This is a genomic window from Dulcicalothrix desertica PCC 7102 (assembly GCF_003991905.1).
Lineage (GTDB): Bacteria > Cyanobacteriota > Cyanobacteriia > Cyanobacteriales > Nostocaceae > Dulcicalothrix > Dulcicalothrix desertica.
In genome coordinates this window covers 41,972-54,923 of the sequence record NZ_RSCL01000026.1, presented here as the reverse complement: position 1 = coordinate 54,923, position 12,952 = coordinate 41,972, and the positions used below count along the sequence as shown (strand labels likewise).

The following is a 12,952-nucleotide window of genomic DNA, read 5'->3' as shown; positions in this document are numbered from 1 at the left end:
TTTTTATGAATTTGATTCTGTAAGAGGTGAACTTGTTCTTTTTACTGGGCTGTTGCTGTTATTGCTAGTTCTGTTTGTTTATTTGTTTGTGCATCACGCATTGCTAAAACAGTGAAGACAACTAGCGTTCCTAACAATGTGGCGCCTATTGTTGAGTGCAATACAGTCAGCGGTTCAACTTGAAGATGTAGTCTAAATGTGGCGACACCTAACAAAATTTGTAGAACAAGCAATCCACCTGCATAGTTTGCTAGTTTTCGTAAAGCTGGGTGTAACGCTGGAGTTCGCCATGCCATTACAACTAAAGACACAATTGCTACTGTTGGCGGTATCAAGCCAAAAATGTGGCTATACATGACACCGCAGAGTTGGTATCCTGCAAAACATTGGTGAAGTGCCCAACGTGACCCAACAACGGCGCCTAGCAAACTTTGAACATACACCAAAATCGCAGCAGTTAAACCTATCCAAGGTAGCTTGCCGACAGTTCCAGTCCCCTGGTATGGTGTCAAAGCTGTACCGATGATTAGCAGAGTTATGAAGAATAATAATGCCGTTCCTAGGTGTGCCGTCACAATGTCGAATCGTAACAATTGAGTAACTGTTAGACCACCTAATACACCTTGGAAAACAATTAGGAATAAGGCAAATGTCGATGCTATGGGTAGCCAATTGGGAAGATGGCGCCGTTTCCACCAGCTTAAAAACACTAGTACGATGGCACTTAGACCGATTAGCGAAGCATCCAATCGATGAAACCACTCCAAGAAGACTTGAAGATTCATTTGTTTGGCTGGAACAAGTTCACCGTAGCACAGAGGCCAGTCAGGACAAGCGAGTCCAGCGTTCATTACACGAGTGGCACTGCCAATCGCGATTAGAATCAGTGTGGCAATAGAAATCTTCCAGACCAAGCGACGAGTTCGCTCAACTGGTTGAGTTTCTGCCGCTATATTTCGTTGTTCATTTTGTTCAAGGACAAACTCGCTCATGAATGATACCTTTTGCCCACTACTCGTAGACTATACTAACCGAACGTAATTTATTTAGTAACGAACGGACAATTTGATTAATAAGCAATATTAATCTAAGAAGTTTACAAAAATTGTGTTCTGCTTACCTACACCCTAGCTCATAGATTTCGGGTTGGAGATAAACTTTTACTGTTTGCTACTAATCAATCTAAAGATAAGTCATTACGACCTTGCCAAAAGCTTTAGATATTTTTTAGTTTATAAGCAGCACACAACAACCATTATTCTAGTGGGTGCGTCTTTTTACTCAAATACACACCCAGGAGTAAGTTATGCCAAAGGGTTTTCACATATTTGACTATCTAACTCAACCCTAAAAAATTAATAATTATTTCACCTTCTATTACTCCATGTCGTATAGGCTGGATTACCGTAGTAGAGAGTGGGCAGTTAGTTCCATGCATTAGTTAAGTCGGAGAGCGTAAATCCACCGTGAAAATTCCAAGTTCAATCTGGACTTTACTTATTGGCATTCTGCTGACCCTTGTCAGCCTTTGGTACGGTCAAAATCATGGCTTGTTACCAACCGCTGCTAGTAGTGAAGCCTTTCTCATTGACGGTTTGTTCAATACCATGATGACCGTCTCTGTTGGTATCTTCGTCTTAGTTGAAGGTATTTTAATTTACAGCGCTTTTAAGTATCGCCGCAAAGCCGGAGATGAAACAGACGGCGCCCCAGTACACGGGAACGTCCCATTAGAAATTCTGTGGACTGCGATTCCAGCAATTATTGTTATTGGTATATCTGTATACAGCTTTGAAGTGTACAACGACATGGGTGGTTTTGATCCCCATGCGGCACATGCGGCGCCAATGTCTCCTGAAGCAATGAAAATGCCAGGTGCGGCAATAGCGGCGACGTTAAATGATACTCCACCCACTGACCAACCTAACCGCAACCAGGAACAGTCAGACGAGGCTAATCTTGACCCCGCAACTGCTGCAGTTCGCAATGCCGACCAAATACCCCAGAAAAACGATGCTCCAGGTATGGGGATCAGTTCTCCAAGATTAGGCGCCACTCCCGATAAAGAAGGAAAGGCGCCTGAATTAGTAGTTAATGTCACAGGTTTACAATACGCCTTCATTTTTACTTATCCTGAAGCAGGTGTAACAAGTGGCGAACTCCACGTTCCCATTGGACGCGAAGTCAAGTTAGAAATGAGTGCTAACGATGTTATCCATGCATTTTGGGTTCCAGAGTTTCGACTTAAGCAAGACATAATTCCTGGTCGCCAAACAGAAATTCGTTTTACTCCACAAAAAGAAGGCGATTATCCTTTAATTTGTGCTGAGTTGTGCGGCCCTTACCACGGCGCCATGCACACAACTGTCGTAGTACAAACGAAACAAGAGTACGATAATTGGATACAAGAGCAATTAGTTGCTAGTCGAGAAACCCTTAATCAAGCTGTAGCTATGAATCCTACAGATAAATCAGTTTCTGATTTCTTGGCGCCTTATACCCAGCACATGGGAATTGAATCAAACGAAGTATTACATCAAATTCATCATTAGTTGTAAGCACTAAAGTACTTACTACGATAATTTCTTTCCTTTATGGCACAAGCAAAAATTCAGGAAGCTGCGAATATTCCAGCAAAGATTGAAGAACCTGGTGTTAGAAAATGGTGGGAGTTTTTCACCTTTAGCACCGACCATAAGGTTATTGGTATTCAGTACATTGTTACCAGCTTCATTTTTTATTGTATTGGTGGGGTAATGGCTGACTTGGTTCGTACCGAGTTGCGAACTCCAGAAAGCGATTTCGTCAGCCCAGAACTGTATAACAGCTTATTTACATTGCACGCCACAATCATGATTTTCTTGTGGATTGTGCCTGTCGGCGCCGGATTTGCCAATTATTTAATACCCCTAATGATTGGCGCCAAAGATATGGCATTCCCGCGTCTCAACGCTGTTGCATTTTGGATGATTCCTATAGGCGGTTTGCTACTGATTAGTAGTTTAGCTGTCGGAGACGCACCAGATGCAGGCTGGACTTCATACCCCCCACTGTCACTAGTTACAGGGCAGGTAGGGGAAATGATTTGGATTTTGAGCGTTTTGTTACTGGGAACATCGTCAATTTTAGGGGCGATTAATTTCCTTGTAACGCTGCTCAAAATGCGTATACCGGGAATGGGTTTCCACCAAATGCCATTATTTTGCTGGGCAATGCTCGCAACTTCGGCATTGGTATTAGTTTCTACCCCAGTATTAGCAGCAGGTTTAATTTTGCTGTCGTTTGACTTAATTGCCGGAACGACATTTTTTAATCCTACGGGTGGTGGTGACCCAGTAGTTTACCAGCACATGTTTTGGTTCTACTCCCACCCAGCCGTATACATTATGATTTTGCCCTTCTTTGGGGCTATCTCCGAAATTATTCCTACCCACGCGCGTAAGCCAATATTTGGTTACAAAGCTATTGCCTATTCAAGTTTAGCTATCAGCTTCCTTGGATTAATAGTTTGGGCGCACCACATGTTTACCAGTGGTATTCCAGGTTGGTTACGGATGTTTTTCATGATTACCACCATGATTATCGCCGTACCTACTGGTATCAAAATATTTAGCTGGTTGGCGACAATGTGGGGCGGTAAAATTCAACTCAACACTCCAATGCTTTTTGCTATGGGGTTTGTTGGTACATTCGTTATTGGTGGTATCAGTGGTGTAATGCTTGCGGCTGTACCATTTGATATTCACGTTCACGATACATACTTTGTAGTTGCCCACCTTCACTACGTATTATTTGGTGGTAGCGTTCTCGGCATTTTCGCAGGAATTTATCATTGGTTCCCCAAAATGACCGGACGGATGTTCAACGAGTTTTGGGGTAAAGTTCACTTTGCCTTAACAATTGTTGGTTTGAACATGACCTTCTTACCCATGCACAAACTAGGTTTGATGGGTATGAACCGTCGTATTGCTCAGTACGACCCAAAATTTACATCAGTAAACGAAATTTGCACTTACGGTTCTTATCTTCTTGCTATCTCAACCTTGCCCTTTATTGTTAACATGGCTTGGAGTTGGTTGTATGGCGAAAAAGCAGGTGACAACCCTTGGAGAAGTCTCACCCTAGAGTGGATGACAACTTCGCCACCAGCAATTGAGAATTTTGAAGGAATTCCTGTATTAGCAACAGGTCCCTACGACTACGGTTTAGAAAATGCCAAATACGGCGTACCGATGGAAAGCGGTGACCCACTAACATCGGCAGGCACAAACTCTGTACTACGGGCAGACCCTGACGAACCATATCCATCAATAGCAGCAAAAACTGACGAACGATAAAGCTAGTAAGGGCGGGTTAACAGATATCCTAAAACAAAGTTTACTATCTAATAAACCCGCCCCTCTTCCCCGCCCCCTATGAAAATCTCCTGTTCTTTAAATAATAAATCTTCATGCAAAGTCAAACTATTGACCCAAAGCAAACCGAGTTAAATCATCACCATACAACAACTGAAGCGCATCACGAAGAACACCCAGACCATCGTATGTTTGGACTTGTTTTCTTCCTAATTGCTGAAGGTATGATTTTTATGGGCTTATTCGGCGCCTATCTTGCCTTTAGGTCTGTGCTACCCGTTTTTCCACCCGAAGGAACCCCCGAACTTGAGTTACTACTACCTGGTATTAACACCGTTAACCTAATAGCTAGCAGCTTTGTTATCCATAATGCTGACACCGCAATTAAGAAAAACGACGTGCGGGGAATGCAATTGTGGTTTGGAATTACCGCGCTAATGGGAATCACATTCTTGTTTGGTCAAGTATATGAATACACCCACCTTGAATTTGGTTTAACAACAAACTTATTTGCTAGTGCATTTTATGTACTAACTGGTTTTCACGGGTTACACGTAACAATTGGTGTAATTGCAATTCTCGCCGTATTATGGCGTTCTCGCAAACCTGGTCATTACAGCGACCAAAATCATTTCGGTATCGAAGCGGCTGAATTGTATTGGCACTTCGTTGATGTAATTTGGATTATCTTATTCGGTTTACTGTACATACTTTAATTGAATGTCATTCTTCGCTACGCGAAATTGTCATTAGTCACGTAGCGAAGAATCTTTATAATTGCGAATATTATGAGAGATGCTTCACTGCGCGACTCATGACATTAAACAAGCAATTGATATTTTTCTTGCGCGAGACGATACAACGGGCGCCAAACTAAGCGGTTAGTTAAAACGACTAAAATAGACATTACAGCAGTAGCAGCTAATAGAAGTGGATATTGAGCATTTGCTGAAGCTTGAGAAATGATTGAACCCAAACCAGGAGTGGTAATAGTTTGCCCTTGAAACTGTACATACTCACTAACAATGCTCGCATTCCAGGCGCCGCCAACTGCTGTAATAATACCTGTGATTAAGTATGGAAAAATACCTGGTAAGATTACAGTTCGCCAACGTTGGAAAGTTTTAAGCTTATAAACAGTAGCAGCTTCAAATAGTTCTGATGGGATAGATTGGGCGCCTGCGATAACATTAAATAAGATATACCACATCGTTCCTAGCATCATTAAAGCTACCGAACCAATCTTTAAACCACCACCAATACGAATTAGAAATAAAAGCAACACAGGAAATAAAGCTGTTGCAGGTACCGAAGCGGCAATTTGGACAATTGGCTGTAGTAGTTGCGCGAGTTTTGGGTTACGACCAATGATTACCCCTACTGGTATCGTCCATAACAGTGATAGCACTAAAGCTGTAAAAACTCGAAACGATGTCCAAATGGCGCCAGTAATAACAGATAGCCAATCAGAAAAACTTAGTAAGCGTAACATCATCACAGCTTCCCAAGTTCCCCACAATACAATAAAACCAAGTCCACTAACAAACAACCAATTAATCCACTGACCAACAGAAGAATTAGAAGTAGGGGTAACTGTTGTGTGTGGTCGGTTACGAGGTTTTGGAGAAAGAGTTTTTGTTACAGGTTTCCAAACTCGTTCAGTCATAACCCTAACAGTTGGTGACCTTCTTAAGAAATCTAAAACTGCAGAGGTTGGGACATTTTCTGACTCAACTGTTTCGTATTTAAACTTTTCTGCCCAAGTAATTAACGGGCGCCAGATAAAAAAGTCTGTAACAGTAATCACTCCAATTAGAACTATCAAACCCCAAGTTAAGGCAACAAAATTACCTGTATCTGCTGCTGCACCGTTCCGAGGCGCCTAAGCCAGGGAGACGGAAATTTTTGTCTCCCAACGTTAAAGATTCAATAGCTATTAGAAAAAACCAACCACCAGCAACCGACATGACGCTATTCCATACCAAACCAATGGCGCCACTTGGTAGTTCTAAAGTCCAAAATCGTTGCCAACCGCTTAAACCATAAACGCGCGCAGCTTCTCTTAATTCAATAGGAATACCACGCAAAGACTGATAAAAACTGAACACCATGTTCCAAGTCATACCAGTAAAAATCATTAAAATTGCTGCAATTTCTATACCAATTCGCTGACCAGGAAATAAAGCAATTAAACCTAAAACAACACCAGGTGCAATTGATAATACAGGAATAGATTGTAATACATCCAAAAGGGGTATTAAAACTTTTGCCGCCGATTTGTTTTCTTAACCTATCCTTAACTATGAGGATGATTTTTCAATATGTTTCGGGGTTGTGGTTCGTGTCATAAGTTTTGGTATGTTGGCTGGCAACGGATGTAACGGATGTAACGGATGAGTTATTGGTATAAAAGAAAGTCTAATTATTTAAAATCAATTATCCGTTACATCCGTTCATCATCCGTTGCTAATCTATCTACTCCCCAAATTTTATGACACAGACCAGTAGTGGCGCCATAACTGTTGTATATTTGTAGTTTGACTGCTAACATCAACGAGAATGAGAAAGTTATTTATATTAAGTTTTTGCCTAGTTGTTGGGCTATTGGTATGGAATGGTGAGGCAAAGGCAGGAGAGTTAGCACAACGATTAGCTAATTTTCCGCAATGGCAGAGACTAACCACAACACAACCCGCAAATGGAGATTTAATATACCCCACTTGGATGCAAGGTGAATGGCTGGTAAAAAGTACCCTTGTTGACTTAGCTGCACCTTTGGCGCCTGATATAATTACACCAGGGTTTGAAGGAAATCGACAGTATTTAAATCAACCAGTTAGTTTTAAAGTTAAATTTGTACCAGAAAAAACTTATATTACTGGTTCCAAGCTAATTCCTCGTATTGTAAACAAATCTGCTTCTATTGTTGCAGATAGAGCATACAACAGTTTAAGTTTAGCACGTGCATATCTAGGAGAAGACGCAGTAATATCTGTTAAAGTAGACCCATCACCCAACCGTCAAATTACCACACTCAAAAATAACTTACAGCTAGTATCAATAGTTACTACACGAGCAATAGAAATTACACCCGATGATTATATTACAAGCGAAGTATTCCAGCAATTATTTAAAGGCGCCAAAAATCCTTACTTTAATATAGTAGAATCAACAACCGCTTACAGCCAACAACCCACTCCATACCCAGCTATTGTAGCCGACCAAGTTACCGCAGTCTACCTATCCCCCCAAGACCCCAATTACTTTAAAGCTGGAACTAAACCAGTAGCACTGTATAAATATAAGTTAGAATTTCACGCTACAAACAATAGTCAAGAAAAAATGGCAATGTCGAAGTAGGTAGAGCAGGAATGCACATGCATTAACCACTCGATTATATTAATTTGATTTATTGACACACCACACTTTAGCGTGTGAAAATACAAAGCAATATAAAGCACTTATTTTCAAGAACGAGAGTGATAATTCTTTCCACGTTTCCCAAGGGTGGTGTCGGTAAAACTATACTTGCGGTTCATGTTACAGGTTTACTTTTATCTGTAACCAAAGAACGAATACTGTTAATTGACGCTGACCCCCGACCTGATTCTTGGCGTTTTTATCTGGGTAGAAAACCGAATTCAGGCGAAGAAAATAAATTCATAGAAGTTAACAAACGCTTCGATATAGTCTGGAACCCTCCACAATATGGCAAGAAAGAAAGATTCCGACCTATAAAAAAAGCAGAATTAGATGAATATGGTTATATAGTTATGGATACGGATGCGCCACTGGAGGATGCAATCGCTATGATTAGTAATAACAGTCCAAATATAATACTCTCACCTATTAATGCCTCGCAAAGAGATACAGCCTTAGAAGACCTCCCCGACTTTCTTGGAGTATTGTATCAAATTTGTGGTTCTGATTATTCCCCGATGGTTAGAGTGGTTCCTCTGGGTGTAGGGCAAAATTTGGTTTCTATAAGGATTGAACAATCTCAAGATAAGCCAGAAAATTGTAAAGCTGCACCAGCAATGAGAAATCTACAAGCTAGAATGAACAAAGCAAAAAAAGAAAGGAAGTATATTTGGAATTATTCTGGCTATGAAGAATTATTAGATTATTTTAGCTCAATAATAGAAATAGATATTTAAAATAAAGAGATATGTCTACTAAAGCACAATTAAATCAAGTTAAAAATGGGGTTGTTGAAAGAGCTTTATTAATTGGTCAGCAGCAATTTAATGAAGATGAGTGGCAAGACAAAAGTGTAATTAAACTGACAGAAGCCCAAGAAGAAAAATTAGAGCAACTTAGTGATGTTACAGGATTGTCTTTAGAAACTATTGTAAACTTAGCTATTAAGTATTCTTTATACTACGTAAAAATTCAGCAAGTTAACTTTACTGAGTTGAAAGACTACCCAAAACGGCTGGGTTCAAATATTATGAAAGTATCAATCACTGGTAAAACAACTACCAGACTGCAAGAAGCTAACTTAGATAAAAAGATTTCGGAGTGTGTGGTAGTAGGTATTAAATTGCTTTATAAAAAATTAATTATAGTTAAAAATGAGAAAACAAACAACATTAAAATTACTAACCAGGAATGAACGAATTTCAAATCCGCGCGCTTATTATAGGTATAACTGGTTCAAGTAATACTGCAAAACAAAAGCTAGGTCGTCGATTTGCTGAAAAACTAGGTTTAGAACCTGGACCAGAAGGACCTGATGATGGTATCGATGGCTTTGGGTTTAATGAGAAAGGGCAAAAAATACATTTTCAATGTAAACTGAGAAGCGAATTTTTAGATAAAGATGATGCTCGCATGTATTACTCAGATTTGAATTATCATAAGATAGATATAAGCATCATGCTTGCAGGAATTGGTTACAAAGAAACATTTAAACAGCGATTGTTTGGACACCCAGATATTACTAGTATTAACATCCATTTATTAACACTTCGCGATATTTTTGAACAAAATGATGCATTTCAATTATCTAAAAAAGATTTACCAAAATTAGCAGGTTTAGAAGATGTGAAAATAGTGGAGCCGTAAGCAAAAAGCTAGCTTTATCAACCACGTATTTTTGCCAGTTTGCCTCCGCGCTCTAAAGCTTTACACACCCTGTAGTTGTAGTTTGGGCAATGCTAGAAACGTTAAAAAACCCAATATTATACTGTGTATCAACAACAACCAACAAAACAACCTGCCATTGTAGCCGACCAAGTTACCGTAGTTTACCTATCTACCCAAGACCTCAACTACTTCAAAGCAGGCGCCGCTTTTCCTGTAGCACTGTATAAATTTAAGTTATAATTTAACACTACAAACAATAGCTAAGAAAAAATGGCGCCTCCAGATTTGCTATAATAAAAAATAAAATCGCACTAAAAATGGTTAAACCTAACAATCAGTATCGCGGGCACACAATCGAAAAAGTAGGTCACGGAAAAAGAGCAGTATTCCAAACAACTCTCAATGAAAAACAATGGTCAGCTGTAACAGAATCGGAAGTAAAAAGAGCAATTGATGCTTGGATTGACCAAGGAGTTGAACCAGACGATTTGTAATGTGAAAACTTTAAAGATGTTTTGCGCTCAATATTTCAATGAAGAAACCCGGTTTCTACGCAAATTTGTCGTTTTTATTACAATATTTCAATGAAGAAACCGGGTTTCTATGAGTTATGGTTGTTTTGGTAACAAGATAGTAAACTTTGTTCCTTCTCCAACGGTAGAGGAACATTCGAGCTTACCACCATGTTTTTCTATAATTTTGTAGCTAACAGCCATTCCTAACCCGTTGCCTGAACCAACGGGTTTTGTTGTAAAGAATGGGTCGTAAATTCGGCGCCTTGTTTCTTCGTTCATTCCGCACCCGTTATCTATAATATTGATAACTACTTGACTTTGTTCGTTAATGTTTGTATTGATAACTATTTTACCTGGTCGATGACTGCCTAAGTTGTAAATTGCGTCAATGGCATTGTTAAGAATATTCATAAATACTTGATTTAATTGTCCTGCGTAGCATTCAATTTTTCCAATGGCGCCATATTGTTTGACAATTTCAATGTTTGGAGCGTTTGATGAACTACTGAGACGGCTTTGTAATATCAATAGTGTACTGTCTATTCCTTCGTGAATATCAACTGCCTTTAACGATGCTTCATCTAGTCGCGAAAAGTTCCGTAGTGATAAAACTATTTGCCGAATACGGTCGGCGCCTTTAATCATTGATGATAAAATTTTGGGCAAGTCTTCTTGAATAAAGTCAAGGTCAATAGCTTGAAGTACTTTATTAATACATGACGAAGGTTTGGGATAGTGTTGTTTATATAGTAAAACTAGTTTCAGCAAATCTTGAGTATATTCGTGGATATGGCTAATGTTTCCATAAATAAAGCTAACAGGGTTATTAATTTCGTGGGCAACACCCGCAACAAGTTGTCTCAAAGAGGACATTTTTTCGTTTTGAATTAATTGTGCTTGGGTGTCAGCAAGTTTTTGGATGGCTCTTTCAAGCAATTCTGCTTCTGCTTGTTTACGTGTGGAAATATCTGTAATCGCCGATATCCACTCGCGTACATTACCATCTTCTGATAATACCGGAACTGCGCGCGTCTGCATATATCTATAGTTCCCATCAGCATCCATTAGTCGATGCTCAACTTCGTAAAAGCTTTTATTACAGTGTGCAAACTGCCAAGCTTGTTGAACTTGTGGAAGGTCTTCGGGATGAATTCTTTCTACCCAACCAACTCGCTGTAACCCTTCAATATCCTTGACTCGATATCCGGCGCCTGCGAACATGTGTGTTAAATTACCATTTTCATCACTAATACATACTATCTGCGAGGTTGCTGCAACTAACGAACGATAACGTTCTTCGCTCCGTCTTAGCGCAAGTTCAGCATTTTTTCTATCGCTAATATCTTCGATAACTTTAATTAGCTCAATTGGTTTACCGTTCGAGTCGCAAATAACCGAAACAGACAATTTTATCCAAACAAGCGTACCATCACGACGAATATAGCGCTTTTCGATATGATAACTAGTTTGTTCTAACTTTAACAGTTTTTGCTGTAATGACAGTTCAAGTAATAAATCACCTGGATGAGTAATATCTTGAAACCGCATTGATAACAGTTCCGAAGCTTCATATCCAACTATTTGACAAAACTTTGGATTCGTCCGCAGAATACGTCCATCTATACCAGTATGAGAAATTCCTACTGCTGCTGCTTCAAAAATAACTCGAAACCTTTCCTCGCTTTGACGTAGCACTTCGATTGTATCAAATATTTTTTTCGTTTGAATTACCCATTCATCGTATGCTTGCCACTGTTTCGTTAACGAATTTGGAAGTAAGTTATAGATAGTTTTACCTATATGCTTTATCGACCATATTTTTCTAACTATTACTCCACCTATAAGCAGAATTAGTGTATCTAAAAATACAATTAAACTGCGATAGCTTGTAATATTATTTAAATCAAATGTACTTAAGGTTGCTGTATTGATTACTAACCGAGTCAACATAAATGCCACCTATTAAAATTAAGTTACTTAAAAGTTGTTTTGAAAAGTGTAAACAAAATTTCGATATTTAAACTTGGGAAACACTTGTTAATCTAGAGATGAGAAATTAGACATTCTTAAATTAATGTCTAATCTATAGCATTCCTATGTGTAGTTTAAGGGTTTATGATATTGTCGTAATCTCACAAGTTAGTGCTACGCACTATTAAGAAATTAGTTCGTACAAGTACTTATGAAGGTATCAGCACCCTATTCGGTTAAAATTAATTACATATCTTGACGGGCTTATACTAATAGTTATAACTATTTCTGTGTATAAAAACCAGTTTGAACATTAAAATTTGCATTTAAAAATACATTCAAAACTATAGTTCTCAAATTTAGAGACCTGATTTCTAAGACGGATGTAACAGTAATTATTTGATTTATTGATTAATTATCTCCAAAGTCATATTGATTTAATGTAATAATTAAGTCTTTAGATAGATGAGTTTTATAAATGATGATTATAATTTGCGTGTACATACTGACTGATTTAAGTTAAAATAGCAACGTCTTTTACACATACCCTACAATCATGACAGCAGATAGCTCCCAAAGAGGAAGTATCTGGGAGAGGCTAGAACAAGGACGAAAACTCAAAGCGGCGCGCGGTGGCTATGCTGGCTACGGTTCGCCACCTTTTGGTTTGACGTCAATTAACGGTGAACTTGTTGAAGAACCCCACGAACAAGCTGTAATTGAGCTAATTCGCCGTCATCACAAATCAGGAAAGTCTCTACAACAGATAGCTAACTGGCTCAATGAGCAAGGATATCGGACTAAGCGTTGTCAGTTGTGGAAACGAATATCTGTCAAACGAGTTTTAGATAGGCTTTATGGAAAATCGTTGAGAATGTCTGGAGTTGATTGCCTTATTGGCGAATCTTTGGACTTTGAGGAAGAAGACTGAGAGACGTGACATTTGGAGACTGTACATGTACAGTCTCTACAATGTAGGCGCCTTTTGAGGAAAATTTTCACGGTAGGATGGGTATTGCTCAC

The 12,952-nt window shown here is 39.1% G+C and carries 13 protein-coding genes and 1 pseudogene; 10 read left to right on the top strand and 4 right to left on the bottom strand.

The genetic code is table 11. The features are described 5' to 3' along the window. Window positions 1-41: 41 nt before the first annotated feature. Entirely contained in the window at window positions 42-992 is a 951-nt protein-coding gene (locus tag DSM106972_RS39630) for a COX15/CtaA family protein (RefSeq protein WP_127085843.1), read from the bottom strand. A gap of 474 nt (window positions 993-1,466) precedes the next feature. On the opposite strand from DSM106972_RS39630, the gene DSM106972_RS39625 reads away from it, so the two are divergent. The 3 genes from DSM106972_RS39625 (at window position 1,467) to DSM106972_RS39615 (ending at window position 5,071) form a co-directional block, all read left to right on the top strand. Then, on the top strand, window positions 1,467-2,552 hold the full coding sequence (locus tag DSM106972_RS39625) for a cytochrome c oxidase subunit II (RefSeq protein ID WP_127085842.1): 1,086 nt from the start codon (window positions 1,467-1,469) through the stop codon (window positions 2,550-2,552). 42 nt (window positions 2,553-2,594) lie between these two features. Further along, window positions 2,595-4,337, top strand: a complete 1,743-nt coding sequence (gene ctaD / locus DSM106972_RS39620; protein ID WP_127085841.1) for a cytochrome c oxidase subunit I — start codon at window positions 2,595-2,597, stop codon at window positions 4,335-4,337. A 113-nt stretch (window positions 4,338-4,450) separates the two neighbouring features. Then, the gene (locus DSM106972_RS39615) at window positions 4,451-5,071 is read left to right on the top strand and encodes a cytochrome c oxidase subunit 3 (protein WP_127085840.1); all 621 of its coding nucleotides are present in this window, start codon (window positions 4,451-4,453) and stop codon (window positions 5,069-5,071) included. A gap of 104 nt (window positions 5,072-5,175) precedes the next feature. Here DSM106972_RS39615 and DSM106972_RS39610 read toward each other — a convergent pair whose 3' ends face one another. Next, on the bottom strand, window positions 5,176-6,180 hold the full coding sequence (locus DSM106972_RS39610; RefSeq protein WP_233787231.1) for an ABC transporter permease subunit: 1,005 nt from the start codon (window positions 6,178-6,180) through the stop codon (window positions 5,176-5,178). 22 nt (window positions 6,181-6,202) lie between these two features. Continuing rightward, a complete protein-coding gene (locus tag DSM106972_RS54220) occupies window positions 6,203-6,604 on the bottom strand; it encodes an ABC transporter permease subunit (RefSeq protein ID WP_233787230.1) in 402 nt (133 codons plus the stop codon). A gap of 310 nt (window positions 6,605-6,914) precedes the next feature. On the opposite strand from DSM106972_RS54220, the gene DSM106972_RS39605 reads away from it, so the two are divergent. From DSM106972_RS39605 to DSM106972_RS52340, 6 genes and pseudogenes are all read left to right on the top strand, one after another. Beyond that, window positions 6,915-7,715, top strand: coding sequence for a DUF6816 family protein (locus DSM106972_RS39605; RefSeq protein ID WP_127085839.1), 801 nt, complete (start codon window positions 6,915-6,917; stop codon window positions 7,713-7,715). 119 nt (window positions 7,716-7,834) lie between these two features. Next, entirely contained in the window at window positions 7,835-8,512 is a 678-nt protein-coding gene (locus DSM106972_RS39600; RefSeq protein WP_158632953.1) for a ParA family protein, read from the top strand. An 11-nt stretch (window positions 8,513-8,523) separates the two neighbouring features. Next, the gene (locus DSM106972_RS39595; RefSeq protein WP_127085837.1) at window positions 8,524-8,970 is read left to right on the top strand and encodes a hypothetical protein; all 447 of its coding nucleotides are present in this window, start codon (window positions 8,524-8,526) and stop codon (window positions 8,968-8,970) included. Beyond that, window positions 8,967-9,422, top strand: coding sequence for a restriction endonuclease (locus DSM106972_RS39590; RefSeq protein ID WP_127085836.1), 456 nt, complete (start codon window positions 8,967-8,969; stop codon window positions 9,420-9,422). Before DSM106972_RS39595 ends, DSM106972_RS39590 begins: the two co-directional genes overlap by 4 nt. A 120-nt stretch (window positions 9,423-9,542) precedes the next feature. After that, window positions 9,543-9,683 (top strand): annotated as a pseudogene (locus tag DSM106972_RS51780) (DUF6816 family protein); the annotation flags it as partial. A 77-nt stretch (window positions 9,684-9,760) separates the two neighbouring features. Continuing rightward, a complete protein-coding gene (locus tag DSM106972_RS52340) occupies window positions 9,761-9,937 on the top strand; it encodes a hypothetical protein (RefSeq protein ID WP_170213636.1) in 177 nt (58 codons plus the stop codon). A 114-nt stretch (window positions 9,938-10,051) separates the two neighbouring features. Here the strand turns inward: DSM106972_RS52340 and DSM106972_RS39585 are convergent, their stop codons facing one another. After that, window positions 10,052-11,908: a PAS domain-containing sensor histidine kinase gene (locus tag DSM106972_RS39585; RefSeq protein WP_127085835.1), complete on the bottom strand. Its 1,857-nt coding sequence runs from the start codon at window positions 11,906-11,908 to the stop codon at window positions 10,052-10,054. 577 nt (window positions 11,909-12,485) lie between these two features. On the opposite strand from DSM106972_RS39585, the gene DSM106972_RS39580 reads away from it, so the two are divergent. Next, window positions 12,486-12,860 (top strand): recombinase family protein, encoded by a 375-nt coding sequence (locus DSM106972_RS39580; protein ID WP_127085834.1) that lies wholly within the window; start codon window positions 12,486-12,488, stop codon window positions 12,858-12,860. The last annotated feature ends 92 nt before the right edge of the window (window positions 12,861-12,952 follow it).